At 58.1% G+C, this 26,048-nt stretch carries 25 protein-coding genes, 3 pseudogenes and 1 riboswitch; of the genes and pseudogenes, 15 read left to right on the forward strand and 13 right to left on the reverse strand.

The features are described from left to right. Nucleotides 1–241 precede the first annotated feature (241 nt). Nucleotides 242–1,162 carry a hypothetical protein gene (locus tag ACZ1HE_RS15875; RefSeq protein WP_472622320.1) on the forward strand — a complete coding sequence of 307 codons (921 nt, stop codon included), beginning with the start codon at nt 242–244 and terminating at the stop codon, nt 1,160–1,162. A 280-nt stretch (nt 1,163–1,442) separates the two neighbouring features. Here the strand turns inward: ACZ1HE_RS15875 and metZ are convergent, their stop codons facing one another. Further along, complete coding sequence (metZ, locus tag ACZ1HE_RS15880) at nt 1,443–2,633, reverse strand: O-succinylhomoserine sulfhydrylase (protein WP_472622322.1); 1,191 nt, start codon at nt 2,631–2,633, stop codon at nt 1,443–1,445. A 71-nt stretch (nt 2,634–2,704) separates the two neighbouring features. Beyond that, nucleotides 2,705–2,782: riboswitch (SAM riboswitch) on the reverse strand. A gap of 274 nt (nt 2,783–3,056) precedes the next feature. Between metZ and ACZ1HE_RS15885 the strand changes: the two genes are divergently transcribed. Next, nucleotides 3,057–3,869: a hypothetical protein gene (locus tag ACZ1HE_RS15885; protein ID WP_472622324.1), complete on the forward strand. Its 813-nt coding sequence runs from the start codon at nt 3,057–3,059 to the stop codon at nt 3,867–3,869. Between the two features lie 53 nt (nt 3,870–3,922). Beyond that, entirely contained in the window at nt 3,923–4,624 is a 702-nt protein-coding gene (locus ACZ1HE_RS15890) for a glutathione S-transferase N-terminal domain-containing protein (RefSeq protein ID WP_472622326.1), read from the forward strand. A 26-nt stretch (nt 4,625–4,650) separates the two neighbouring features. On the opposite strand, the gene ACZ1HE_RS15895 is transcribed toward ACZ1HE_RS15890, so the two are convergent. The 3 genes from ACZ1HE_RS15895 to ACZ1HE_RS15905 form a co-directional block, all read right to left on the reverse strand. Next, on the reverse strand, nt 4,651–4,896 hold the full coding sequence (locus ACZ1HE_RS15895; protein ID WP_472622328.1) for a peptidoglycan-binding domain-containing protein: 246 nt from the start codon (nt 4,894–4,896) through the stop codon (nt 4,651–4,653). Further along, complete coding sequence (locus ACZ1HE_RS15900) at nt 4,886–5,227, reverse strand: hypothetical protein (RefSeq protein WP_472622330.1); 342 nt, start codon at nt 5,225–5,227, stop codon at nt 4,886–4,888. The genes ACZ1HE_RS15895 and ACZ1HE_RS15900 overlap by 11 nt, the downstream gene beginning before the upstream one ends. A 76-nt stretch (nt 5,228–5,303) precedes the next feature. Further along, nucleotides 5,304–5,681, reverse strand: a complete 378-nt coding sequence (locus ACZ1HE_RS15905) for an OB-fold nucleic acid binding domain-containing protein (RefSeq protein WP_472622332.1) — start codon at nt 5,679–5,681, stop codon at nt 5,304–5,306. Between the two features lie 158 nt (nt 5,682–5,839). Here ACZ1HE_RS15905 and ACZ1HE_RS15910 point away from each other — a divergent pair, with 158 nt between their 5' ends. Continuing rightward, nucleotides 5,840–6,163: a 2Fe-2S iron-sulfur cluster-binding protein gene (locus tag ACZ1HE_RS15910; RefSeq protein WP_085796810.1), complete on the forward strand. Its 324-nt coding sequence runs from the start codon at nt 5,840–5,842 to the stop codon at nt 6,161–6,163. Continuing rightward, nucleotides 6,163–6,915, forward strand: coding sequence for an FG-GAP repeat domain-containing protein (locus ACZ1HE_RS15915; protein WP_472622334.1), 753 nt, complete (start codon nt 6,163–6,165; stop codon nt 6,913–6,915). The genes ACZ1HE_RS15910 and ACZ1HE_RS15915 overlap by 1 nt, the downstream gene beginning before the upstream one ends. Nucleotides 6,916–7,093: 178 nt before the next feature. On the opposite strand, the gene ACZ1HE_RS15920 is transcribed toward ACZ1HE_RS15915, so the two are convergent. Continuing rightward, nucleotides 7,094–7,306: a DUF6434 domain-containing protein gene (locus tag ACZ1HE_RS15920; protein WP_472622336.1), complete on the reverse strand. Its 213-nt coding sequence runs from the start codon at nt 7,304–7,306 to the stop codon at nt 7,094–7,096. Between the two features lie 236 nt (nt 7,307–7,542). Further along, nucleotides 7,543–8,804: pseudogene (gene purD / locus ACZ1HE_RS15925) on the reverse strand (phosphoribosylamine--glycine ligase). A 76-nt stretch (nt 8,805–8,880) separates the two neighbouring features. On the opposite strand from purD, the gene xseA reads away from it, so the two are divergent. Further along, the gene (xseA, locus tag ACZ1HE_RS15930; RefSeq protein ID WP_472624503.1) at nt 8,881–10,446 is read left to right on the forward strand and encodes an exodeoxyribonuclease VII large subunit; all 1,566 of its coding nucleotides are present in this window, start codon (nt 8,881–8,883) and stop codon (nt 10,444–10,446) included. Between the two features lies 1 nt (nt 10,447). Continuing rightward, a complete protein-coding gene (locus tag ACZ1HE_RS15935) occupies nt 10,448–11,089 on the forward strand; it encodes a glutathione S-transferase family protein (RefSeq protein WP_472622338.1) in 642 nt (213 codons plus the stop codon). Nucleotides 11,090–11,372: 283 nt separating this feature from the next. Here ACZ1HE_RS15935 and ACZ1HE_RS15940 read toward each other — a convergent pair whose 3' ends face one another. Then, nucleotides 11,373–11,753, reverse strand: a complete 381-nt coding sequence (locus tag ACZ1HE_RS15940; RefSeq protein ID WP_472622340.1) for a hypothetical protein — start codon at nt 11,751–11,753, stop codon at nt 11,373–11,375. Nucleotides 11,754–12,013: 260 nt separating this feature from the next. Between ACZ1HE_RS15940 and ACZ1HE_RS15945 the strand changes: the two genes are divergently transcribed. The 5 genes from ACZ1HE_RS15945 (at nt 12,014) to ACZ1HE_RS15965 (ending at nt 16,349) form a co-directional block, all read left to right on the forward strand. Then, nucleotides 12,014–12,649 carry a lysoplasmalogenase family protein gene (locus tag ACZ1HE_RS15945; protein WP_472622342.1) on the forward strand — a complete coding sequence of 212 codons (636 nt, stop codon included), beginning with the start codon at nt 12,014–12,016 and terminating at the stop codon, nt 12,647–12,649. A 58-nt stretch (nt 12,650–12,707) separates the two neighbouring features. Continuing rightward, nucleotides 12,708–13,886, forward strand: coding sequence for a signal recognition particle-docking protein FtsY (ftsY, locus tag ACZ1HE_RS15950; protein ID WP_472622344.1), 1,179 nt, complete (start codon nt 12,708–12,710; stop codon nt 13,884–13,886). A gap of 83 nt (nt 13,887–13,969) precedes the next feature. After that, a complete protein-coding gene (locus ACZ1HE_RS15955; RefSeq protein WP_472622346.1) occupies nt 13,970–14,872 on the forward strand; it encodes a DMT family transporter in 903 nt (300 codons plus the stop codon). A 17-nt stretch (nt 14,873–14,889) separates the two neighbouring features. Beyond that, a complete protein-coding gene (locus ACZ1HE_RS15960; RefSeq protein ID WP_472622348.1) occupies nt 14,890–15,504 on the forward strand; it encodes an inner membrane-spanning protein YciB in 615 nt (204 codons plus the stop codon). Between the two features lie 176 nt (nt 15,505–15,680). Then, nucleotides 15,681–16,349 (forward strand): Crp/Fnr family transcriptional regulator, encoded by a 669-nt coding sequence (locus ACZ1HE_RS15965; RefSeq protein ID WP_472622350.1) that lies wholly within the window; start codon nt 15,681–15,683, stop codon nt 16,347–16,349. Nucleotides 16,350–16,686: 337 nt separating this feature from the next. Here the strand turns inward: ACZ1HE_RS15965 and ACZ1HE_RS15970 are convergent, their stop codons facing one another. The 6 genes and pseudogenes from ACZ1HE_RS15970 to rpiA all read right to left on the reverse strand — a co-directional run bounded on the left by ACZ1HE_RS15970 (nt 16,687) and on the right by rpiA (nt 22,912). Continuing rightward, nucleotides 16,687–18,135, reverse strand: coding sequence for a Do family serine endopeptidase (locus ACZ1HE_RS15970; RefSeq protein ID WP_472624505.1), 1,449 nt, complete (start codon nt 18,133–18,135; stop codon nt 16,687–16,689). A gap of 177 nt (nt 18,136–18,312) precedes the next feature. Continuing rightward, complete coding sequence (locus ACZ1HE_RS15975) at nt 18,313–18,507, reverse strand: DUF2065 domain-containing protein (RefSeq protein ID WP_472622352.1); 195 nt, start codon at nt 18,505–18,507, stop codon at nt 18,313–18,315. Next, entirely contained in the window at nt 18,507–19,388 is an 882-nt protein-coding gene (gene hflC, locus ACZ1HE_RS15980; protein WP_472622354.1) for a protease modulator HflC, read from the reverse strand. Before hflC ends, ACZ1HE_RS15975 begins: the two co-directional genes overlap by 1 nt. Beyond that, a pseudogene (gene hflK, locus ACZ1HE_RS15985) lies at nt 19,388–20,535 on the reverse strand (FtsH protease activity modulator HflK). The gene hflC and the pseudogene hflK overlap by 1 nt, the downstream one beginning before the upstream one ends. Nucleotides 20,536–20,604: 69 nt before the next feature. Next, a complete protein-coding gene (gor, locus tag ACZ1HE_RS15990; RefSeq protein ID WP_472624507.1) occupies nt 20,605–21,963 on the reverse strand; it encodes a glutathione-disulfide reductase in 1,359 nt (452 codons plus the stop codon). Nucleotides 21,964–22,123: 160 nt separating this feature from the next. Continuing rightward, a complete protein-coding gene (rpiA, locus tag ACZ1HE_RS15995; protein ID WP_472622356.1) occupies nt 22,124–22,912 on the reverse strand; it encodes a ribose-5-phosphate isomerase RpiA in 789 nt (262 codons plus the stop codon). A 197-nt stretch (nt 22,913–23,109) separates the two neighbouring features. Between rpiA and ACZ1HE_RS16000 the strand changes: the two genes are divergently transcribed. The 3 genes and pseudogenes from ACZ1HE_RS16000 (at nt 23,110) to ACZ1HE_RS16010 (ending at nt 26,044) form a co-directional block, all read left to right on the forward strand. Beyond that, a complete protein-coding gene (locus ACZ1HE_RS16000; protein ID WP_472622358.1) occupies nt 23,110–23,970 on the forward strand; it encodes a methyltransferase domain-containing protein in 861 nt (286 codons plus the stop codon). A 1-nt stretch (nt 23,971) separates the two neighbouring features. Continuing rightward, entirely contained in the window at nt 23,972–24,667 is a 696-nt protein-coding gene (locus ACZ1HE_RS16005) for a glutathione S-transferase family protein (RefSeq protein ID WP_472622360.1), read from the forward strand. A gap of 2 nt (nt 24,668–24,669) precedes the next feature. Next, nucleotides 24,670–26,044 (forward strand): annotated as a pseudogene (locus tag ACZ1HE_RS16010) (L-serine ammonia-lyase). The last annotated feature ends 4 nt before the right edge of the window (nt 26,045–26,048 follow it).

A 26,048-nucleotide genomic window follows, 5' to 3' on the forward strand; every position in this document is an offset into this window, starting at 1 on the left:
CAAATTTGTCAGGCTTCGGGTGTTCTCTGTCATTGCCGTTGAAGCGAAAACCAGTTTCACACCTGAGTTAGCACGATGAGTGCCTGCTTTGGGCTGATTGCTGCCATCGCTGACTTTTCCACGTCTGATCTGTGCAAGCCGTGCTATACTAAAGCCGAGGTCGATCAAGCAGGAGATGTGCCAATGTTGTCACATTCACGTCGTCTCGCCATTGCAGCAATGATCCTGATCCCGATGGCGGGTGTTCTTTCAACGCAAGCGTTTGCGCAAAGTTCGGAGATTCCTGAGCTGGCTGCGCAAACACATGGGCACAGGCGAGGGGCAGATCGCCCCCGTGGTTCTGAGCCGTGCGCGGGTGCTCTATTACGAAAAGCGTCGGCGGGGAGAGATAAGCAACCCTTGCTATCTGGCCAAGGACGCCACCCGTCCCAGCACGGTAAGCGGTCGGCCCGGACGGCGGTTCTATGTGATCTGCGAGGGCAATCGGACGTTCCAGGCGGTGTCGTCTGGCTATGGCAATGGGCGCAAGTTGCAAAAAGCTAATTTTTCCAACGGGCGGCAATGCGCCAGGAATTTCAGCAACGCCGAAGGTTCCAAGCTGACGATGGGCGGGGCCTATGTGACGGCGGAAACCCGAACCTCGTTCAAAGGGTATTACACTCAGTCCGGACAGCGGAAACCGTTCTATCGCACATTCCTGCTGTTTGATGGCGAGGGAGAGACTTCAAATGCCCGCGAACGCGCCATCGGAGGGCATCCAGCGGTGTTTCTCAAGTGGCAGTGCCGGTTCAAGAACCCACAAAGCCCTCATGCAGACAAAGAAGGCTATGTTCCCTATGGCAGGCTAGTGAACTACACCGGTGGGCGCAGCAACGGGTGTACGACCTGGTCGCCAGCGGAATCGCGTGACATCCTGGCCCTGACCGAAGGCAACCCAACGACGCTGTATATTTATCCCGAAGGGAAGGACATCAACGCCGTCGCCAAAGCTGTGAAAAAGGGCAGATCGGTGTCCGGTGCGGGGCTCTATTGGAACGCAGCCTGCCTGAAATCCATCGGCGCACCTAGGTTCTGGCCCAAACGCACCTTGCAGCCGGTGATCAATCAGTGGCGTCAGTCCCTGCCCAAACACCCACCGTTGGAATTACCGATCTGCAAATAGGCACCGTGGCGCGTAAATTCGGGAGGCTCCCGCCCATCGTACGTGCATCAAAGATGCACTCCTCCCGTTGAGCCGGGCCTCGCTTCGCTCGGCAGTCAGTGCCGAGTTCACTGGATAAGTCGTTCCATAACGCTGTGCGAGTTGAAACATTTCGTCCGAACGAAACCGCGCCGAGCCGAAGGCGAGGCGCCCGGCCCAAGGCCGTTAGCGGGGCTGACGTAGTCAGGTCTGCACGGGCGCGGGAGCCTCTCGAGTTCTGACTTGTCAGCCCAACCGGGCATCATGCCCGCAGGCTATCCAATGCTTGACGCACATCTGCCAGCAAGTCATCCGCATCTTCCAAACCGACCGAGAACCGGATCAGGCCCGGAGTGATGCCCAGCTCATCGCGCTGATCTTCGCTCAGGCGTTGGTGCGTGGTCGTGGCCGGGTGGGTCACGATGGACTTGGCGTCACCGAGATTATTGGAAATCACCGGGATTTTTAGCGCATTCAGAAACGCAAACGCACCTTCCTTGCCGCCGTTGATGTCCAGCGACAAGACCGTGCCACCCTTGCCACCCAGCTGGCGCTGCACCAGATCGTTCTGCGCATGGGTCGCCAAACCCGGATACAAGGTACGCTCCAGCGCCGCGTGTCCTTCGAGCGCCTCTGCGATCTTCTGCGCTGTAGCCGCCTGGGCGTTCACGCGCAGCGCCATGGTTTCAATACCCTTGAGCATGACCCAGGCGTTGAACGGGCTGAGCGCCCCGCCGGTGTGCTTGAGATAGGGTTCGACCGTGCCGCGGATGAACTCCTTGGTGCCAATAATCACCCCGCCCAGCGCACGGCCCTGGCCGTCGATGTGCTTTGTCGCCGAATATACCACCACGTCGGCGCCTTGCTCGATCGCTCGTGAAAACACCGGCGTCGAGAAGACGTTGTCGACGATTACGGTCGCACCAACCGCATGGGCAAGCTTTGCCACCGCTTCGATGTCAATCACCTCGAGCGTGGGATTTGACATAGATTCGAAGAACACCGCCTTGGTGTCAGGACGGATCGCCGCCTCCCACTCTGTCAGGTTGGTGCCGTCGACAAAAGTCACCTCGACACCATAGCGGGCCAGGATGTTCTCCAGGATGTAGAGGCACGAGCCAAACAATGCCTTGGCCGAAACCACGTGATCGCCAGCCTTCAGCATCGAGGTCAGCGCGCCGTTGACGGCGGCCATGCCAGAGGCAGTGGCAAAGGCATCCTCGCCGCCCTCAAGCGCCGCAATGCGTTGTTCAAACATCGACACGGTGGGGTTGCCATAACGGGCATAGATGAACTCATCCTCACCGCATTCGATGAACCGCGCCTCGGCGGCTTCCGCGTTTTCATAGACGAACCCCTGGGTCAGAAAGATAGCCTCGCTGACTTCGTTGTATTGGCTGCGGCGCACACCGCCATGGACGGCCTGGGTGCGCTTGTTCCAGCTCTCGCTCATGTCATCGTTCCTTTCCATGCTTTCCGGCGGAAAGCTCAAAATAAAAAACCCCTAACGCGGTCAAGCGAAAGGGGGCTTTCATCCTGACCTTTTAGCGGTGTTGTTTAGCGTGGCCCGCAATCCGGTAACAAATCGCCACGTAGCTCGTGCCCTGCGTTTACGCCTGACATCCCTCTGCGTCAAGCCTGCTACAGCTGCATTCAAAGAGCCTCGGCAACACCGACCGTCACGGAGCTGTAACTGCGGCTTCATCGAATGGTCATAGCGTCATGCGAAGGAGACCGTGCACATCTGGATCGAGGCAACTGGATGACGATACTTCGGATCGACGCAAACAGAGCGCAACCAACATTGCATGACAGCCCACAACCGGTGGATTGCGCTTTAAGGCAGACGCGAAATATTCCCGGGCCAGTGGTCATCATGACCCATGGGTTTACCTATCGGCCACACGCTCGGAACGATTGCCCTCATCAACTGGTTTTTTCGTCAAATCCCAGAAACATGCATAAACGGGTTGTCAGCTGGCCAAACGCCCTCGGCGTTGATCAATCAAATCGTTTGGCTATCGCGTTTGGTTGGAATGCGACGGGAACTTTATGGACCGCTCGCAGCCGAGCCCTAGAGGCTGGTCGGGCTATGGCCAAAGTGATCCTCGGTCTCAAGCGTGAAAACCCGAACCGCCATATCCATTTCATCGGGCATTCTCTTGGTATCGAGCTTGCGCTAGAGGCTCTTTTTCATTTGGAGCCAGGCGACTTGAACCGTGTGATTTCAATGACCGGCGCCGCTTATCAAGCAAGGGTTCGGCATGCCTTGTCGAGCAAAGCCGGGCAAGCAACAGAATTCATTAACGTTGCCACTCGCGAAAACGACTTGTTCGATTTCCTCTTTGAAAGGCTGATTCCGCCGCAGGCCCGAAATGACAGAGCGATCGGACTTGGGATTGAGGCACCGAACGCTGTGACCCTGCAACTGGATTGCAATGATTGCCTGCGCGCGTTGGCGGGATTGGGCATCTCGATCGCCCCTTCCAAACGCCGCATTTGCCATTGGTCCAGCTACATTCGACCCGGTGTTTTTAACCTTTATGAAAGGCTGCTTTATGACGATGAGCAATTGTCACAGGCAGCTTTGCGTGAAGCTCTGCCAGACCACACAGCTGCCCGTTGGTCGCGATTGTTCGCAATGCCCCGCTATTATCCCCCTTTGCCGATTGCCCAGAATACCTCATGATCCATCTCTGAACGCTGCCCCAATGAGGCAACGCAAGGACCTGAGGGAAAAACATGCCGGAACCGATTGACCTTTTTTATTGGCCAACACCTAACGGGTGGAAGGTGTCTATCGCGCTCGAAGAGATGGGGTTGCCCTACAATCTGCACTTGATCAACATCGGCAAAGGCGATCAGTTCAAACCCGAATTCCTTGAAATCGCCCCCAACAACCGGATGCCCGCCATCATCGACCCAGATGGCCCTGAAGGAGAGCCGGTCTCGCTTTTTGAAAGCGGGGCGATCCTGATGTACTTGGCGCGCAAAACCGGGCGGTTCTATGGTGAAACCGAGCGGGACCGCCTTGCTGTCGAACAATGGCTCATGTGGCAGATGGGCGGCGTTGGTCCGATGGCGGGGCAAGCGCATCACTTTCTGAAGTACGCGCCCAATATGGACCCACCACAGGACCTGCCCTATCCCAAGGACCGCTATCGCGCCGAGGTTGCTCGGCTTTATGGCGTGTTGGATCGACGTCTGGCCGACAACGAATACGTTGGCGGTGATTTCTATTCTATTGCGGATATGGCGATCTGGCCTTGGGCATGTTTGTGGGAAGGTCAGCAACAGACACTGGACGACAAACCGCATTTCGCGCGCTGGCTGGAGCAGATCGGAGACCGCCCCGGCGTGCAGGCGGGTCAATCCCTGAAAATCGAGTTACGCGGTGATCATCGCAGCAAACAGGCGCAGGACACCCTGTTCAATCGAAAATAATACTGTGAGGGTCATCCCTTGCAGATTCAGATATCGTCCTGCTGGACTTTGTCCGGTTCCAAGTCTGACTCGACGCCATCAAGCTCAATGGCAACCAACCCCAGTTTGCGAGCAGCAGCCAGACTTAGGATGCCCGAATCCAAACCCTCGGGCTTTTGATAGCGGCGCACTGCGGCGCGCGTGCGGGCGTCCATCTCGCCATTGATTGGGCCGCGATAGAGATAGCGCGCAGCCAAGGCGCGTTGAACCGACGAGACAAATTCAGGCGTCATTTCGTCCGCGCAGGGTGTCTGAAACCAGGTTTCCTGCCGGGGGCGAACGATCTGTTGCTGGGTTTCGGTTTTGAACATCGCGGGTTGCTGGACTGTACCGTCTGCAAGCACTTCGGCTTAGCTGCAGCATGACCTGATTGGTAACGGTTTCGATGACGGCAGGCATTACATCCTTACCCCAACAAGTGTCCGGGGCCGCACCCGGTGGGGCTTGAGCATTGAAGCGTGTAACCTCGGGTTCACTCAGCGCCGCCAGATCCGGCACAGCAGAAGAACAAGCCCAAAGGCCTGTAAGCGCAAGTGCGCCTAGGATAGTTCGAAACTGGCTCATGCTCGTGCCTCTGTGGGCTTTTGCGGAAATCTTATCGCAAAAGTGTTCTCCACGCAAAGGGAGACATCATGGCATGTCAGAAAGATGCCTGTTGGGCCAGCAACTGATCCAGCATGGGCGAGATGTCCTCAATCTCCTCGGCGATCACATGGGTGACAGAATGAGCCCGCTGCATCCGGCCCGTCACCCGCAAGAGCCGCCCAGCAATGACAGCTCGGCGGAATCGTTCGTAGATCTTGCGCCAGACCACGATATTGACCACACCAGTTTCATCTTCGAGCGTGAGAAAGATCACCCCCTTGGCGGTTCCGGGTCTTTGTCGCAGGATCACCAGCCCCGCCACCGTGATCCGCGCGCCCTCGGGCGGCTCCTCCAACCGGGTTGCCACCAGGCAGGCAGGTGGGCGTGGCCAGTTGCCTGCTGTGTTGCTTTGATGAATCGGCGTCACGAACATCACGGCCCTGCCTTGTTTTTTGGATCACAATTCGGAACAAAGATAGAACATACGCTACGAAAGTCCAGACGCGCCATGCTGGGTCGCAAATGACACTGGCATCACCCATGTCCCTTGTCTAAGGAGTTCGCGGAACATCGCAAAGGAAGACGTGAGCAATGGCAAAGATCACTTACATCGAGCACGGTGGCAAAGAGCATACCGTCAACGTCGCCAACGGCCTGACCGTGATGGAAGGCGCACGGGACAACAACATTCCCGGCATCGAGGCAGATTGCGGCGGCGCCTGTGCCTGCTCGACCTGCCACGTCTATGTCCACCCCGACTGGGTCGAGAAGCTGCCCGCCAAGGATGACATGGAAGAGGACATGCTGGACTTTGCTTTCGAGCCCGACGCCGCCCGCTCGCGCCTGACCTGCCAGGTCAAAGTGACCGATGCGCTGGACGGCCTGATCGTTCAAATGCCCGAGAAACAGATCTGATGCTGCGAGGGGCGCCGCGCCACCCGTCGCGCCCCTGGCCCGCGCCCATCCGCGGCGCGGTTTTGGCTTTGTGTCTGTGGCCACTGTCGCAAGCGGCTACGTCACAAACCACACAACCAGCAGTCACTGCCGAATATGACGAGCCGACCCGGCGTTATCCTCATGGTGTGTTGGGAGACGACGTGGAGTACGGCGCATTGGTGATCCGGTCAGCCGGTCAGACCGTGACTGTGCGCCTCCCCCAGGACCGCGTGTTTGAGGACCTTGCTCCCCGGCTTGCCGATCTGGACGGCGACGAGGTGCCCGAAATCGTCACCATCGAAAGCCAGGCCCAAACCGGCGCGCAACTGGCTGTTTATGATCTGACCGGCCAAAAGATCGCCTCCACTCCCCATATCGGCACCCGCAACCGTTGGCTGGCCCCGGCAGGGATCAGTGATCTGGATGGCGATGGCCATGTCGAAATCGCCTATGTCGACCGCCCCCATCTGGCCAAAACACTGCGCATCTGGCGGTACAGGGACGGCACACTGACCGAGGTTGCCACCCTCCCCGGCTTGACCAACCACCGAATTGGCCAAGATTTCATCTCAGGCGGCTTGCGCGAGTGCGGTGGGACACCAGAACTTATCCTTGCGTCAGGCGACTGGCGCCGCATCATCTCGGTCCGCCATAGCGCTCAAGGTTGGCAACAAAGCGACCTAGGAGCTTTCACCGGACGCCAAAGCCTGGAAACCGCTCGCAATTGTTGACCCAAGGCGCAACCGCGCCGTGCGACAGCGCGGCGCGCGGCCCAACCAGAGGCGACGCCGTCCAGGCGTCAACGAAGGGCGGGAGCGCCACCGCAGCTATTCCTCTGTTCTTCAACCAAAATTCGCTGAGCGGGCGATGCTGCCGTTGCAAGGGGTCGCTGCTACCATCAACAGCCTCTCACGAGCATCGGTTGATCCACTCATCAGCCACGTCGCCCATGGTCTTTGGATCGCCATTCTTAATCCAAAACATAAATGACCGATCAAATTTGAAATTGTCACCGCATTGCGATCTCATGAAACGTCGAACGTTCTGAGTTGACTTATAATTCTGAGTGACGGGAGTTTCCCGATCAATATCGCCAGAATGCCAATCAAACTCGGTCATCATGGATCTCCGCAACGTGTTCGTCTGAACATAACAGCCAGTGGTTTTCTGACACTCTTTGCAGAGACCATGAACCCGATCAGGTCAAGTGAGTAGAATGAATGGGTTGGTTTGGGTTCAAAACACACTTCCTGAGTTATGTTTAACCGCTCCAATGTGCCTAATACGCTGGACTACTGCCTGAAAGAAAGCCCCATTCTAAGGGGCTTTCTTCGGTCTTGGTTCATCAGCGACGTAGCTTACAGCGCACGCCAGCCAATGTCGCGGCGGTAGAACCCGCCGGGCCAGTCGATGGCCTCGACCATCTCATAAGCCCGGTCCCGTGCCTCTTGCAGCGAGCCCCCCGCGCCGTCACGTTCAGAACGCGCCCGCCCGTCGCCAGTACCGCACCGCCTTCGGCTTTGGTACCCGCGTGGAACACCATGTTCGAGCTGTCTTCGGGCAGCGCGTCCAGTCCCTTGATCTCGGTCCCCTTCTCGTAGGACCCCGGATAGCCGTTGGCCGCCATGACAACCGTGATCGCGTGATCATCCCCCCAGTTCACCTGCGCTTGCCCCAGACGCCCCTGCGCAGCGGCATGCATCAGATCCATCACCTGCGCGCCCAAGCGCATCATCAGCACCTGACATTCCGGGTCGCCAAAGCGCACGTTGTATTCCACCAGTCGAGGTTGGCCGTCCTTGATCATCAACCCGACATAGAGCACGCCCTGAAATGGCATGCCGCGCTTGGCCATTTCGGCCATGGTCGGGCGCACGATCTGGTCCATCGCCAGCGCCTCGATCTCGGTGCTCAGCACCGGTGCCGGGGAATAGGCCCCCATGCCACCGGTGTTCAGTCCGGTGTCGCCTTCGCCCACGCGCTTGTGGTCCTGAGCGGTGCCGACGGACAGGATGTCCTCGCCGTCACAGAGCACGAACAGCGAGGCCTCTTCCCCATCCATGAATTCTTCGATCACGACCTCGGCCCCAGCCCCACCAAAAGCACCGCCGAACATGTCGTCGATGGCGTCCAGCGCGGTTTGCTCGTCCATCGCCACGATCACACCCTTGCCTGCGGCCAGACCGTCGGCTTTGACCACAATCGGCGCGCCCTGCTCGCGGATGTAGGCTTTGGCAGCCTCAGCATCGGTGAAGTGACCGTAGCCTGCGGTCGGCGCATTGGCTGCAGCGCAGATTTCCTTGGTGAAACTTTTGGATGCTTCGAGCTGCGCGGCTGCCGCCGAGGGGCCAAACACCAGAATACCCGCCTCGCGCAAGCGATCCGCCACACCAGCCGCCAAAGGCGCCTCGGGCCCGACGATGACGAAATCAATCGCGTTCTCTTCGGCAAAGCTGACTACCGCGCCACCACTTTCGATGTCGATGGATGCGCAATCAGCGATCTGCGCGATGCCTGCGTTGCCCGGCGCCACGATCAGCTTGTCGCATTTGGGGTTCTGCAGCACGGCCCACGCCAAGCTGTGTTCCCGCCCGCCGCTGCCGAGGATAAGGATATTCATGAAACGCGCTCCGATCTGCTTGGCCTTGCTTGCCGCGCGTTCTAAGCTGGCCCGACCGTTCACACAAGGTGCCGAAATGTCCGACCTCCTCGACGACCCTGTTCCGGGTCAAAACACGCCTGAATATTCAGTGTCCGAGCTGTCGGGCGAGGTCAAGCGCACGCTTGAGGGCACGTTTGGACAGATCCGTGTGCGTGGCGAAGTGGGCCGCGTATTCAAGGCGCGTTCGGGTCACTTGTATTACGACGTCAAGGATGACCGCAACGTGCTCGCCTGTACCACCTGGAAAGGTCAGGTCAGTAGCCTGTCTGTGGTTCCCGAAGAAGGGCTCGAGGTCGTGGTGACCGGGCGACTCACAGCCTTTGGCGCGCAGTCGAAATATAACATGAACGTGGACGAGGTTGCGGTTGCCGGTCAGGGCGCGCTGATGGCGCTGCTGGAGAAACGTAAGAAACAACTCGAAGCCGAGGGGCTGTTTGCACCAGAGCGCAAGAAACCCCTGCCTTATCTGCCGCAGATCATCGGTGTTGTGACCTCGCCTTCGGGTGCTGTGATCCGTGACATCCTGCATCGGTTGCGGGATCGCTTTCCACGCAAGGTGCTGATCTGGCCTGTGGCCGTGCAAGGCGCCAACTGTGCGCCCGAAGTGGCCCGCGCCATCGACGGGTTCAACCAATTGACACCCGGCGGCGCCCTGCCCCGGCCCGATCTTCTGATTGTGGCGCGCGGTGGCGGCTCGGTCGAAGACCTCTGGGGCTTCAACGAAGAGGTCGTCGCGCGCGCAGCCGCCGCCAGTGACATTCCCCTGATTTCTGCCGTTGGACATGAAACCGACACCACTTTGATCGACTTTGTCTCGGACCACCGTGCACCGACGCCCACGGCGGCAGCGGAATTGGCGGTGCCTGTGCGACTGGAACTCACCACATGGATCGAAGAGCAAGGCGCGCGGCTGTCGCGCGCAACCACGGACGGCGTGCAACGCCGGTCGCAACGTCTGCGTGATCTGGCCCGGGCGCTGCCGCGCGCAGAAACACTGCTCGACACCCCACGCCAACGGTTGGACATGGCAGCCGACAAATTGCCCAACGCCCTGAAACAAGGCGTGCAGCGGCGGCGGTTGTCCCTGTCCGAGATCGCCGCCCCTCTGCGCGCCTCGACCCTGCAACGCCGTATTCAAACCGATCGCCAGAACCTGACGCGGCTGAGCGAGCGCACAGCCCCCGCCTTGTCCCGCGCGATTACTGCGCGGCGCGAGCGGTTCCAAAGCCAAGCCAGAGGTCTCAACCCGGATCGACTGGCGCAGGATGTGTTGCGCAAACGATCTGACTTTTCCACCCTGACACAACGCTTGTCCGCTGTCGGCAAGACACAGATGGAACGGCTTGCTGCGCAGTTGGAGCACAACGAAAGAATGCTCATGTCGCTGGGCTATGAGGCGACGCTGGAGCGTGGTTTTGCTGTTGTGCGGTCTGGCAAAGAGTTGGTCACATCGAAGGCGCAGGCCGAACAGGCGGCAACGCTGGAAATCCAATTCCACGATGGGCGCGTGACGACAGGGTCCGGCGATGCTCAACCCTCCACCAAGCCCACGCCTAAAAAGGCCAAGCCAACGCCGCCCAACCAAGGGTCCTTGTTCTGAGATGCTGACGATCTGGGGCCGCAAGACTTCGTCGAATGTGCAGGCCCTTTTGTGGTGCGTCGGAGAACTGGGTCTGCGCTACACTCGCCACGACGCAGGCCACGTCCACGGGGGTCTGGATACAGATGCCTTTGGTGCGCTCAATCCCAACCGCACGGTTCCCGTGCTACGGGACGGGGACGGCGCGCCAATCTGGGAAACCGGCGCGATCGTGCGATACCTGGCGGCGACCTATGGCGACGACAGCTTTTGGCCGGTAGATCTGGTCACACGTGCGCAGGTCGACAAATGGGCCGAATGGGCCAAGATCAATATTGCGATGGAGTTCACTGTTCCAGTGTTTTGGCGCGTGGTGAGAACCGCACCGCAAGATCAGGACGTCAACGCAGTTCGGACAGCAGTTCGATTGCTTGAGCAAAAGCTGAGGATTGCAGACAGGCAACTGGCACAGACACCTTTTTTGACAGGTCCAGATCTTACACTGGCCGACATTCAGCTGGGCCATGTCCTCTATCGCTACTACGATATAGATATTGAGCGCGCTGACTTTACGAATCTGCACCGGTATTACAGCGACCTGTGCCAACGTCCGGCTTACCAAGAACACGTCATAGTGTCATACGACCCGCTGCGCGTCAGTTAGAATACAAAGAGCGGGGACACTCCCGCCCGTCGTCGATGCCCCTTGCGGGACACCTCCTCCCGTTGGGCCGAGCCGCGCTGCGCACGGCGGGTGACATCTGAGATTGAGCAACTGCCACACGCTGGACCACACCGAGCCGAAGGCAGGGCCCCCGGTCCAAAGCCGTTATCGAGGCTGACGCAGTCAAGATCGATCGGGTGCAGGAGCGCCTCGGGGCACGCATCCAAAACACAGAAACACACACTGGCATTGACCTAGACCTGCCAGCTGTTCGGTTCAAAGGTTAAACCCCCACCTCCGGGCCGTAGCAGATCATCTCCTCGCCGATGTCTTTGGCCTCATAGAGTTCAGTGCTGCTAGGATCATCCTCGAACCGAGCAACCAGACCGCTCGGAGTTTTCAAAAAGCTCCAACACTGTGGATCCAACCTGTCCTCGTAAATGAAACAGATTTGCCCGTCGCGCTCATACCAATGGCCCTCTTTGCACTTGCCATCCAGGAATGACCAGATCACACGCCGATTGGCCATGTAGCGTTCGACACCGTAAATTTCGCCATTGGATCCGTAGAAAAGGGTTTTTCCTTGCGAATACGTATCGAATTCATCAGCGGACAGTGGGCTTTGAGCCCACGCGGGCATCCCTAAAAGGGTGACTAGAATCATCAATCGGACAAACATGAAGCCAGTTTTGCAGATTGTATCAATCGTCGCCACATCTGGCGGAATAGACACCTGCGTGCTGAATCATGGCACCAGGCAACGGCTCCGCGTTCCTTTCAAAACCGCCAAGTGAAACAAAGTCGGTCAACACCAACCAAGCGCGCGATAACTTCGCGTCAGTCAATTGGAATTGTCGATCACCGGGACTTGTACCCTGCAACGTTTCCGGGCTTTCTTGCCAAAAGAAAGAAATCGAGACGCCTATGCTCTTTGCCCTGTTCTTGTTTGCCGCGGCAAATGCCATTGCATATCTTTTTCTGACCACCCGCTCAGTTGGCACGATACGCACGTTGACCAAAACACTGTCGGTCGCAGCTCTTGCGGTGATTGCTGGTGCGGCCGACAATTGGCTCCTCTCTTTGGCATTGGCTTTGTGCGCAACCGGTGACGCGCTTTTGTCGCGTGATACAGACCAAACGTTCATGGCAGGTATCGGGGCCTTCGCCGCCGGTCATCTTGCCTATGTTGCGTTGTTTCTGACACATCCTAGCAGCGATTGGGCGTTGATTGGTTCGAACCCTGGCCCTCTGTTCGTATTGATAGGATTGGGCGTCGCAGTGTCCGTCCTACTACCGCCTCGAGCCGGGGCTCTGCGCATCCCGGTTCTGGCCTATATCCCGATCATTCTCGGCATGGGAATTTCCGCTCTGGCTTTGCCTCAGGCCGGATATCTGATCTGGGTCTTCCCTGCGGCAGCGGCCTTTGTCGCATCGGACCTTATCCTTGCAACCGAGAAGTTTCTTCTGCGCTCTGACCATCCCGCGCTCCACCTGACGCCCTATGCGATTTGGGTACTCTACTGGGGCGCGCAGGCCGGGTTCGTCTTTGCCTTCGTGTGACCCTTTGCAACTGGCCTGAATACGCATTAGGTGAGTACAGCACTGCGCGGAGATCACGATGGCGTTTTTTTCAAAGCTCAAAGACCGTTTGTTCAAATCCTCTTCCAAGCTCGAACAGGGTTTGGATGCAATTATCGAGGACGGCGGTGAAGAAGAAACCCTGAACACCGAGCCGCAGCAAGACAGCTCGCAGCCCGTTCCTACCATTGAAGAGCCCGCCGCAGACCCTGAGCCCGCGACTTCGCAACCACCGGTCGCCGAAGAACTGCCAGAACCTGTAGTCGAGCCGATTCCAACGCCTGCAGCGCCGCTAGATCCACAACCTCAGCCTGCCTCCACTCCGCAATCAAAAGGGCTGCTGGGCCGACTGTTCACACGTGACGAGACGCGCACTGTCACCCGCCGCGTTCTTGACGATGACATGATTGAACAGCTTGAGGAATTGCTGATCGCCTCGGACATGGGCGTCGACACTGCTCTGCGAGTGACTTCGAACATGGCCGAGGGGCGCTTTGGCAAAAAGCTCTCGACAGACGAAATCAAACAAATGCTGGCGGATGAAGTCACGCGGGTGATGGAGCCCGTAGCCAAACCCTTGCCGCTTTATTCCAAACGCCCACAAGTGGTTCTGGTCGTAGGCGTCAACGGCTCGGGCAAAACTACAACGATCGGCAAACTGGCAAGCCAGTTTAAATCCGCTGGCAAAAAGGTGGTAATCGCCGCTGGTGACACGTTCCGCGCCGCGGCCGTGGAGCAATTGCAGGTTTGGGGCGAGCGTGCGGGTGTGCCCGTTCTAACCGCGCCCGAGGGATCCGATCCTGCCAGCCTTGCTTTTGACGCCATGACCCGCGCGCAAGAGGACGGCGCCGACCTGCTGATGATCGATACTGCAGGGCGTCTGCAAAACCGCGCAGACCTGATGGAAGAACTTGCCAAGATCGTGCGCGTGATCCGCAAGAAAGACGAAACCGCACCCCATAACACCCTGTTGGTACTGGACGCCACCACCGGCCAGAACGCGCTCAACCAGGTCGAGGTGTTCCGCAACATCTCGGATGTTTCGGGGCTGGTGATGACCAAGCTCGACGGCACTGCAAAGGGTGGCGTGCTGGTGGCGCTGGCAGACAAATTTGGTCTGCCGATCCACGCCATCGGAGTGGGCGAACAGATCGATGATCTTGCCCCCTTTGATCCACAAGATTTCGCCAAGGCCTTGACCGGACTCGGCAGCGATTGAACCCACATCCTTTTGGCTGAAATTCTCTCGGGGGTTCGGGTGCAGACGCCCCCCTGCCTCTCAACCGGGAAAGACCCATCAAATTGAGCGACTGGCTGATTTCTCTGGAAGGCACCGAAGCCGGTCATCAGATGGCTCTGGCACTGGCGTTGCTTGCCGCCTTTCTGCACGCAGTATTCGGCGCATTACAGAAGGGCCGACACGACCCGTGGCTGACGCGCGGGGCCATCGACTTTTCTTATTGTCTGATGGCCATGCCATTTGCGCTTTTTGTCGTGCCCTGGCCAGAACCGCATATGTGGGTGATCTTTGGCACGGCCTGGGCCATCCATGTTGCTTACAAGGTCCTGCAGGCCATGGCCTATACCCGCGGGGCCTATACCGTTGTCTACCCCGTTGTGCGCGGTACCGGACCGTTGTTCACTGTAGTTGGGGCGTATTTGCTGTTTGGCGAAGCCTTCACGGTCTCACAGTGGCTGGGGGTCGCAGTTCTGTTGTCCGGAATTTTTGGCCTTGCACTCTACAATTTGCGCAATCTGGAAACCAACCGGGACACTCTGAACGTCGCATTGGGTCTTGCCTTCTGTACCGGGCTATTTGTGGCGCTTTATACAACCTATGACGCCTATGGCATTCGCGCGACAGCAGATCCGTTTACCTTCCTCGCGTGGTTTTTCATGATTGACGGAGCGACCCTGCCATTTGTGGCCTTCCTTCGGTGGCGCGGGATGCCTGACCGCCCGGCACCAGGCCCACTCATGTTACGTGGTGTGATCGGCGGTTTCATTGCCTTCTTTTCCTTTGGTTCCGTGATGCTGGCCACTCGTCTGGACAAGGTAGGAGAGGCTGCAGTACTGCGCGAAACATCCACGGTCTTCGCGGCTCTGATCGGTTGGTTGGTTCTGAAAGAAACCGTCGGACCACGCCGTATTGCACTTATGGCGTTGATTGCGCTCGGTGCCGTGATAGTTGAGATGGGCGGATAGAGAACGGATTACCTGGCATGGCCGAAAAAATCGAAATCAACCCAATACTGAAACAGGTGCTGGAGCTTGGGCCTACTGTGGCCTTCTTTCTGATCTACCTTCGTATACGGGACAATAGCTACACGCTTGGTGGTGTCGACTATTCCGGCTTTATCGTTGCCACGATTGTGTTTGTTCCCATCCTTCTCGCAGCCATGGGAGTGCTGTGGTATCTGACTGGCAAGCTCAGCAGGATGCAGATTTTCACCGCTTTCATGGTCATCTTTTTCGGTGGTCTTACTGCCTGGTTCAATGATGAGCGGTTCTTCAAGATGAAGACAACGCTGGTCTATGGCTGTTTCTGCGTGATCCTCGGCATCGGCCTTTTACAAGGGCGCAGCTACCTGGCATTTATCCTGAATGAGATGCTGCCCATGCGTGATGAAGGATGGATGATCCTGACACGCCGTTTATGTGCAGCCTTTGCCATTCTGGCTATCGCGAATGAATTTGTGTGGCGCACCATGTCGACTGACCTTTGGGTCAAGATCGAAACCTTTGGGTTTCCCATTGCGCTTATGGCATTTCTAATGATGCAATTCAGTTTGTTGCAGCAGTATCTGATCGAACCAGACAAAGACGAAGAAGCCTGACCAGGAACGTTGCCGACAGGCACCGGGCATGCGTGAGAGCATAGATTTGTTGCTGTTCGGAAATCTGCCAGATGCAGGGAGCGCAGTCACCGGTCCTTGCAGCTATACCAAATGTGAATGCAATATCATTGCATTACCGCGCCACTCCTCCTAGACCTTGAGCATAGGAGGCCTGCATGACGTCATTACCGGAAACCGGTTTTCTGGTCGAAGTATCAGATCGCCTAAAGGCCATGCTGTCATCGCAGGCCACCGAAGTCAGCCTCGGCCGTGGCGACATCCTGTTCGAGCAGGGTACGACCGGGGATGCGCTCTATGCGATAGTTGATGGAACCCTCGAGTTTTCGATCCTGTCTTTGAATGGTCGCAAGTTGTCTCTGGACCTGATGGGGCCTGGTGCGATTTTCGGCGAGATTGCCTTGTTCGATCCCGGTCCACGGACCGCAACCGTGACTGCGGCTGAACCATCTCGAGTTTTGAGTATTCGCAGCGCTGACGTTCTTGAACAAGTTCAACAGCACCCTGAATTGGCGGGTGACCTGATCAGGCTTGCGGGAAAACGTATGCGGTGGATGGGCCAGCAACTCAATGAGCAAGTCTTTCTTGCCGTCCCGACCAGACTGGCGCGCAAGTTGCTCCATCTGGCAACGGTTGGTGGGAATTGTGACTCGACGATCAATCTTTCCCAGGCAGAGCTTGCAGAGTACGTCGGCGCGACACGAGAAGCGATTTCCAAGACCATATCAGGGTGGAAACGGCTGGGTGTTCTGGATGCAACTCGTGGCGCATTGATCATACGCGATTTTGAGACTCTTAGAGACCTCGCAGACCCGGATCAGATATAAAATTCACATGGCTCTGCACGCTTGTGACATGGATCACAGACACAAACATCGAACTATGAAATTCTGGCCTTGGTAACAGTCGGGGGGCCAACGAACCTTACCAAAGTTCAGTCCCAAGTTGTCTCCGCACCACACCACAGCCATGCACCCAGGTGCATGGCTTTTTCTTTCGGCGTGGCGGCTCTTTGCCATATCCAGACATCACGGTTCTGCGCAAACTTTTTGTCCGGTCCGCTCATCCGCTTCCGCCCAACGAAATGGCCGCGGTACATACCCCGCGGCCATCCGAACAGTTCCTGGCCCACCACTTGCGGGTCAGGTATTTTGCAGAACTGGCTTACTCCTCCAGCGTCAGGGCCACGAACCGAGGCTCCCCGGCCCGGCGCACCAGCAGAAGCAGAGACTTACGACCCGCTTCGGTCGCTTCATCTATGCGATCGTCCAAATCGGACAGAGCTTCGACTTTTTGCTGGCCCGCTTCGGTGATCAGATCCCCGGAGCGAAGTCCCTTTTCAAAGGCCTCAGACGTTTCATCAATGTCCATGATAACCAACCCGGTTGCGTCATCATCCAAACCCAATTCGCTGCGCAGATCCGACGTCAACGCACCCAACGTCAATCCCAGTATGTCCTTTTGTGAGGTGTCAGGTTCATCCTGATCCTCTGGACTTCCATTCTCGGCCCGTTCGGCATCTTCCCGGCGGCCCAGTGTCACCAGCACCGTCTGGGTGCTTCCTTCGCGGTGAACCACAACGCGCACAGCCTTGCCGACAGTGGTTTCCCCGACCTGACGCACCAAGGCTCGGGTGTCCTTCACGTCGACACCGTCAAAGGTCAAAATCACGTCTCCGGCAAGCAATCCCGCGTCTTTTGCAGGGCCGTCCGGCACATCCGTAATCAAAGCACCTGCTGCCTTGCTAAGTCCCATGGCCTCGGCCACATCTTCGGTTACGTCCTGAATACGCACACCCAGCCATCCACGGCGGGTTTCGCCGAATTCCTTGAGTTGGTCCACAACCTTTGTCACCACATTGGATGCCATCGAAAAACCAATCCCGATCGATCCGCCGTTGGGTGACAGGATAGCGGTGTTCACGCCAATCACCTGACCATCCATGTTGAACAGCGGTCCGCCAGAATTACCCCGGTTGATTGCCGCGTCGGTCTGGATGTAGTCGTCATAGGAGCCACTTAGCGCCCGGTTACGCGCCGAAACGATACCGGCGCTGACCGAAAAGCCCTGTCCCAACGGATTGCCCATGGCGATCACCCAATCACCCACACGGGCTGTGTCGCTGTCGCCAAATTTGACAAATTTAAGTGGGCCATCGGCCTCGACCTTCAACAGCGCGATATCCGTCTTTTCGTCAGTACCAATCACCTTGGCTACGAGTTCCTTGGCTGGTTGGCCATCACCCGGAAAGAACTCAATCAGAATTTCATCTGCTTCGGCAATCACGTGGTTGTTGGTGACGATGAACCCATCTTCGGAGATCACGAACCCCGACCCCAAGGCAGAACTGCGGCGCGGGCGATTGCCGTCGCCATTGTTGTTGCGATCCTGGAATTCGCGAAAGAAATCCTCGAAGGGAGAGCCTTCGGGTACGATCCCTTGCGGCCCGGTCCGCCCTTCGACAAGTGTCGAAGTGGTGATATTCACCACTGCAGTACTAATTCGGCCTGCCAGCGGTGCGAGGCTCTCGGGACGGGCTTGGGCCACAAGGACCTGCGCCAGCACGAACAGCGTCGACAGGGCCACTAGCCACATCAGGCGCGCCTGCGACATCCATGTGTCACGGTCCTTTGTGATAGAAATTGCACGTGCTTTTGACTGCACTGGAAGCCTCCTTGGAACAAAACCATTCGGGCGCCCGCTTGGCCGGACGCCTGCATTCGCATCTAATGTAGTCAGAAAGTGCGCCCCCGCAACGTCAGATCGCGCTCAATTCAACCGCTCGTGACCTTAGACGCCAAATTGATGCGCCAGCCAGACCAGAATAAGCCCGCTGACCAGCGCCAGCAAACCCACCTGCCGTCGCGCGGCCTCGGGGATTTGGCGCAGCGTTTCCAACATGCGTTCAATAAGCGAAGGGGCCAGCGCATACGCCAGCCCCTCGACAATCAGTACCAGCCCGAGAGCCAGAAGGATCGTTGCCATCATTCAGACGCCGCCGCGCCGTCGGACGACTTAAGATAGTTGAAGAACTCGGAATCCGGGCTCATCACCATCGAGCTGTTGCTGCCCTTCAGCGAGCGTGCGTAAGCCGTCAGTGAGCGGTAGAATTCAAAGAACTCTGCGTCCTGACCATATGCTTCAGCAAAGATCGCGTTCCGCTGCGCGTCTGCTTCACCGCGGGTGACTTCGGCTTCACGCTTAGCCTCGGACACCAGCTCAACAACGGTCCGGTCGGCTTGTGCGCGCACACGCTGCGCCGCCTCGTTACCACGGGCCCGCTCGTCCGTTGCTTCACGTTCCCGTTCAGCGCGCATCCTGTCGAATGTCGCTTCAAGGTTCTGGCTAGGCAGATCGGTGGCTTTCAAACGCACGTCGATTACTTCCAAGCCTAGGGCCATAGCCTCGGCAATTGCCGCATTACGAATGCGCAGCATCAACGCGGCACGGTCCGAGCTCAGGATGTCCTTGGAGCTGACCGAGCCCAACACTTCGCGGGTTTCAGCCCGCAAAATGCTGTCCAGACGATCCTCGGCAGTGGCCAAGCCACCAACACCAACGGCCTGACGGAACTGTTTGACGTCTCTGATCCGGTAGCGGGCAAAGGCATCAACCACCAAACGACGATCATCCAGCGGCGTCACTTCGAGCGGTTGTACGTCGATGGACAGAATGCGGCTGTCATAGCGCACGACCTCTTGGATCAGCGGGATCTTGAACGCCAGACCCGGTTCTTCCTTGACGTCGATTACACGACCAAATTGCAGAACCAGCGCTTTTTCACGCTCGTCCACGATGAAAAGCGCCGACAGGGCCACAACAACGGCGACCACGATCACGGGCAGAACAAAAGTTGTTTTCCGCATCAGTTCGACCCCTCGTTGGATTTGCGCTGCAGTTCATTGAGCGGCAGATAGGGCACAACGCCCTGGCCTTCGCCACCGGTGCTGGGGTCAAGGATGATTTTGTTCACGTCACCCAGAACCTCTTCCATGGTTTCCAGATACAGACGCTTGCGTGTCACTTCAGGAGCCTTGGAGTATTCCTCAAGAACGGCCGAGAAACGGCTGGCTTCACCTTCGGCCTCGTTGACCACACGAGCACGATACCCTTCGGCTTCTTCCAGCAGCTGCGCGGCTTCACCGCGTGCCTCGGCGAGAACCCGGTTGGCATAGGCATCCGCCACGTTTTGCAGACGGTCACGCTCCTGCGCGGCGGCCTGAACGTCGCGGAAAGCGTCGATCACGGTTGGAGGCGGGTCGGCCTTGTCAAAGTTAACGCGGATGATGTTCACACCAGAATCGTAGCTGTCCAGGGTCGACTGGATCAGGTCCTGCAGACGATCACCAATGACACCACGGTCCCTGTTCAGGATCGGTGCCAGATCAGACTGAGCGATAATTTCACGCATCGCTGATTCCGACACCGCGCGGATGGTCGGACGCGGGTCGCGCAGGTTGAACAGATACTTAGCCGGATCGTTGATGTTCCAAACGACCTGATAGTCGATGTCGACGACGTTTTCGTCCCCGGTCAGCATCAGGCCATCGTTGCCACCACGTGCACCGCCCATGTCTTCGGTCTGTTCGCGGGTAACCGGGATAACCTCGGCTGTAACCAGCGGCCAGGGCGCAAAGTTCAGACCCGGCTCGCCAATGGCCGAGAACTTGCCCAGAAACAGTTCAACGGATTGTTCTTCGGGCTTGACGGTGTAGATGCTGGCAAAGCCCCACAGAACCGCAGCCGCAACAAGACCCAAGCCTATGGTACCACGGGTGAACAGCGGACCGCCGCCCCCACCTTGTCCAGAACCGCCGCCGCCGCCGCGGTTGTCGCCACGACCACCCATCAGCACGCGCAGCTGTTCCTGACCCTTTTTCATCAGGTCATCGATTTCGGGGATCTGGGGTTTGTCACCCTCGGGCGGGCGCTGCCCGTTCCCGTTGTTGCCCCGGTTACCGCCACCACCAGAAGAGCCTCCGCCCCCCGGGGGCCACCGTTATTGCCCGCCATATGTTGTTATCCCTTCGTCAGACCGCAGTATGCGGCGTCAACCTAAACCTGTGTGTTCCGGCTTGCAAATCAAGCGCTGCGCACAGGCTGCTTCATTGTGACCAGTTCTTCGGACATGGTCGGATGCACCGCCACGGTCCGGTCGAAATCTTCTTTGGTCGCGCCCATTTTGACCGCGATGCCGGCCAGCTGGATCATCTCGCCTGCGCCGGGTGCCACGATGTGACAACCCAACACCTTGCGGGTGGCCTTGGACACGATCAACTTCATCAGAACCCGCGCCGAACGACCCGCAAAGCTCTGCTGCATCGGCTTGAACGAGGTCGCATAGACCTCGATCGGCTCCTGTTCGGCCGCTTCTTCTTCGCTCAATCCCACCGTGCCCATTTCGGGTTGTGTAAAGATCGCCGTCGGGATCAGGTCGTGATCGGGCGAAGTCGGGTTGCCTTTGAACACCGTTTCTACAAAGGCCATGCCTTCGCGGATCGCAACCGGTGTCAGGTTCACCCGATCGGTGACATCGCCGATGGCAAAGATCGACGGAACCGCTGTTTGGCTGTACTGGTCCACCTTGACCTCGCCCTTGCGGCCCAGTTCGACGCCCAGCGCCTCAAGGCCCAGACCGGTGGAGTTCGGGTTGCGGCCGGTGGCGTACATCACTTGATCGAACAGGTTTTCGTCGCCATTGGTCGCCTTGACCCGGATCTGCTCGCCCTCTTTGCTCATCTCGAGCACGTTGGTGCCCAGATGCAGGTTGATGCCGTTCTGGCACATCTCTTCACTGACCAGACCGCGTGCTTCGTCATCAAAGCCGCGCAGGATCTGCGCCCCGCGATAGTATTGCGTCACCTCAACGCCCAGACCGTTCATGATGCCCGCGAATTCGCATGCGATATAGCCGCCTCCGACGATCAGCATCTTCTTGGGCAACTCATCCAGATGGAAAATCTCGTTCGAAGTGATCGCCAACTCGGAACCCGGGAACTCGGGCACCGTCGGCCAGCCGCCGGTTGCAACCAGGATATGCTTGGCGGTTTTGCGAGTGCCGTCGGCCAGTTCAACCGTATGCGGATCAACCACGGTGGCGCGCAGATCAAAGCTTTCGACGCCGTTGTTCTTCAGAATGTTGCGATAGATGCCTTCGAGGCGGTCCAGCTCGGCATGCAGCTTGCCCTTGAACGCGTCCCAGTTGAAGGCGCCCGGCTGAATGTTCCAGCCATAGCTTTGTGCATCCTCGACCATGCCGGAGTATTCGCTGGCAAAAACCATCAGTTTCTTTGGCACACAGCCCCGGATCACGCAGGTGCCGCCATAGCGGTCCTCTTCGGCCAGCGCCACTTTGGCACCGGTGTCACCCGCGGCCACGCGCGCAGCACGTACACCGCCCGAACCGCCGCCAATCACGAAGAGATCATAGTCAAAGCTCATGAGTTTCTGCCTCATCTGTCTGCCTGTACCGCGTGCGCGGCTCAGAAGGGGTGTACCTTATCGAGGGCTGCTGTCCAGCCCGTAGCGCCTGATTGTCGCTTAAACAGCGCACCGATCAGATATGTTGCCGTGGTTGGAATGTAAGGGGCGTCCTTGGAGATCAATCCGCCAGATCCGTGAAAAGGTTATCGCTTTCGACAAAGTCCAAACGATCGTGTTCCACCGTACCCTGATTGATGTCGCGCAGCTCGACCCGTCCATCGCCATAGCCGATGACTACCGTGTCGCAAATGTCGATGAACAGCCCGTTTTCCACCACGCCCGGCATCTGGTTTATCACCAGCGCCAATTGCCGCGCATTACCGATCCGGTTGAGGTGCAAGTCCAGGATATGGTTGCCTTCGTCGGTGATAAAAGGCGTGTCTCCGTTCATCCGCAAGGTCGCAGACCGGCCTAGCACATCCATCGAGATCAGTGTTTCCTCGATCAGCGCCTGCGTCGTCTGCCAGCCAAAGGGGATCACTTCGACTGGCAGCGGAAAGTTACCAAGGGTTTCCACCTCTTTGCCAATGTCTGCAATCACGACCATTTGATCCGAAGCGGTCGCCACAATCTTCTCTTGCAACAGGGCGCCGCCACCGCCCTTGATCAGATTCAGGTCGCCGTCAAACTCATCCGCGCCATCAATCGTGATGTCGAGCCAGCGCGCCTCGTCCAGACTGATGACGTCTATCCCCACATCGCGGGCTAGTTCCGCGGTGCGGGTCGAGGTGGGCACGCCCTTGATCTTGAGCCCCTCGTCGCGAACCATCTCACCCAGACAGCGTACCAACCAGGCGGCGGTCGAGCCGGTTCCCAAACCAACGCGCATCCCGTCCTCGACAAAATCGGCCGCCCGTTTGGCAGCCACGAATTTGGCCTTGTCGATGGGCGACAATTCTCCGGTCATGGCAGCTCTTCCCCCTTGTGTTCCGCACCCGGTTATAGGTCAGAACCACGGGCCGCGCGAGGCTCTTTTGCAGACAAGTTTCGCCTCTCGCCGACGAAACGGTTGATTTGCGGGCACGTGAACTCAGGTCTGGCGCGATCTTCTGCTATGATCGCTGTGAGTTGAGAAACTAATCTTTTGATGAATGGTGAATTGGGATGTTGAAATTTGATGAAGAAACCACCCTGGTTCTGGACAACGCATACCGAGGCCGGGATATCACAATCAGACGGCTGGAAAATCTTGCATCGCTGGCCCCAGGCCCTGGAGAGCGGATCCTCGACATTGGATGCGGCAACGGGTTGATGACCTCTGAACTGTCGCGGTCCGTCGGGCCTGATGGCCGTGTTACCGGCATCGACCCAAGTGGCAGCATGTTGAACTCGGCCAAGGCACATTGCGACACGCAATCAAATGTCTCGTTCGTTGAAACCACAGCGCACAACATGCCGTTCGAGGAACAAAGCTTTGATGGGGCCGTCTCGGTTCAAGTCTTCGAATACGTTGACGACATCTCAGCGGCCCTTGCCGAAATTTATCGCGTACTCAAACCTGGCGGACGTTTGGTCATCGGGGGAACACATTGGGATACGTTGGCGTGGTACAGTCGTGACCGGGATCGAATGCAAAAGATCCTATCGATCTGGGACGATCACTTGGTCGACCGCGAAACGCCCGCCAAGCTTCCGCACATGATGCGAACGGCAGGGTTCGCTTTTGATCACACGCGCCAGATCTCCTTTTGTGACACGCAGCTCAGATCGGATGGCATCGCCATGATGGGGCTGAAACTGATCCAGGCCTATGCGTTGCAATCCGGCGCGGTGAGTGAAAGCGAAGCTGGGGACTGGGCACAAGAGCAATATGATCTGGCTAAGCGACGGTCAGTTCTTTTTCAGCCTCAGTCACTTTATCTGCGTCGCTCAGAAACCTTAATCTCTGGGGCAACATTGCGCGTTTCCGATTGGAAACGTCGCAATCGAACCCACCTAGGGGCTTGCCGATCTGTAGGACGATAGCATGACACAGGACCTGCGCCTTCACTATGCCCCCGACAACGCCTCGCTGGTTATCCGGCTGTCGTTGCTTGAGATGGACGTGCCGTTTGAAACGGTACTGGTGGATCGTGGGATGCGCGAACAAGACAGCGCCGCCTATCGCGCGCTTAACCCGAATGGGTTGATCCCGGTGCTTGAGACGCCGCAGGGGCCGCTTTTTGAAACCGCTGCAATACTGTTGTGGCTGGTCGAGACATATGACCAGCTTGGGCCCGAAGATGCTGAGCGCGGCGCCTTTCTCAAGTGGCTGTTTTTTGCCTCGAACACGCTGCATGCGGATCTGCGCATTCTGTTCTACGCCGAAAAATACATCGCCGCGTCCGAGGCCGAGACCCTGCGGACAGGCATTCGCCCGCGTCTGCGACAGCACCTTGGTCTGCTGGATGCCCTCGCCAAGGAAGCACCGTCCTGGTTCAGCGCTGACACTCCATCGGTGATGACTTACTATGCCGCCTGCATGATGCGCTGGATGGCACTCTATCCGGCGGGCAGCGATCGCAGTTGGTACAACATCAGCGACACGCCCTATTTGCAACGGATCCTGCAAACACTGGAAACCCGCCCCGCCACCCGCACCGCCGTTCAGGCCGAGGGATTGGGCGCAACACCGTTCACCTCACCCACCTATGCCAATCCTCCAGAAGGCTCAGCTCTCTAACGATGTTTCTCTCTGTCTTCGATATGTTCAAAGTGGGCGTCGGCCCGTCTTCGTCTCACACCATGGGTCCGATGGTCGCCGCTGCGCGGTTTCTGGACCTGATGCGCGCCTCGCCGTTCGAGTTTCATGGTCTCAAGGGTTCGCTTCATGGTTCATTGGCCTTCACTGGCGTAGGTCACGCGACTGATCGTGCAACCATCCTAGGCCTCGCAGGTTTCCTCCCCGACACCTATGACAACGACAAGGCCGAGGCCACGCTGGCTGCGATTGCCAAGACACACACCGTGTCCCCTGAAGGCCTGCCCGAACTGAAGTTTGACCCCAAGGCCGATCTGATCTTTGACTACGACCAGAACCTGCCCGGCCACGCCAATGGCATGGTCCTGATGGCCACGGATGCCCAAGGCGACGTGATCCTGCGGCAGGTTTACTACTCGATCGGTGGCGGCTTTGTCCTGACCGAAGAGGAATTGGCCGAGGGCAAGGCCACGGACGAGGGCGACCCGGTCCCCTACCCGTTCAAATCTGCCGCCGAGATGCTCGAGATGGCCAATGCCAGCGGCAAGTCGATTGCCGAGATGAAACGCGAGAACGAGATATCCCGCGGTTGTGCCGTGAGCTTTGCCAACGGCACGGCCCGCATCTGGGAAGTGATGAACGGCTGCATCGAGCGTGGTCTGGTCACTGATGGCATCCTGCCCGGCGGCCTGAACGTGCGCCGCCGCGCCAAGGGCATCCACGATGCGCTGCAAGCCGAGCGGGGCATGAACCTGAACGCGCCGCACACCATCAATGACTGGATGAGCGTCTATGCGATGGCAGTAAACGAGGAAAACGCCGCCGGTGGTCAGGTCGTTACCGCCCCCACCAATGGCGCGGCGGGAACACTGCCCGCTGTGATCCGCTATTACCTTGACCACGTGCACTGGCGCATCCGAGACCCACATCGAAGACTTTCTTCTGACCGCGGCCGCCATCGGAGGGCTGGTCAAGTTCAACGCCTCGATCTCGGGCGCCGAAGCTGGCTGTCAGGCCGAGGTGGGCAGCGCAGCCGCCATGGCCGCAGCCGGTCTGTGCGCAGTGATGGGTGGCACCCCCCAGCAAGTGGAGAACGCAGCCGAGATCGCGCTGGAGCATCATCTGGGCATGACCTGCGATCCAGTCAAAGGGCTGGTGCAAGTGCCTTGTATCGAGCGCAACGGGTTGGCTGCGATCAAGGCGGTCTCAGCGGCATCGCTGGCGTTGCGAGGCGACGGGCAGCATTTCGTACCCCTGGACGCCTGCATCGAAACCATGCGTCAGACAGGTCATGACATGCACGAGAAGTACAAGGAAACCTCGCTCGGCGGGTTGGCGGTCAACATCCCCAACTGCTAGCCTC

Source organism: Falsiruegeria sp. JB4-1 (assembly GCF_055693495.1).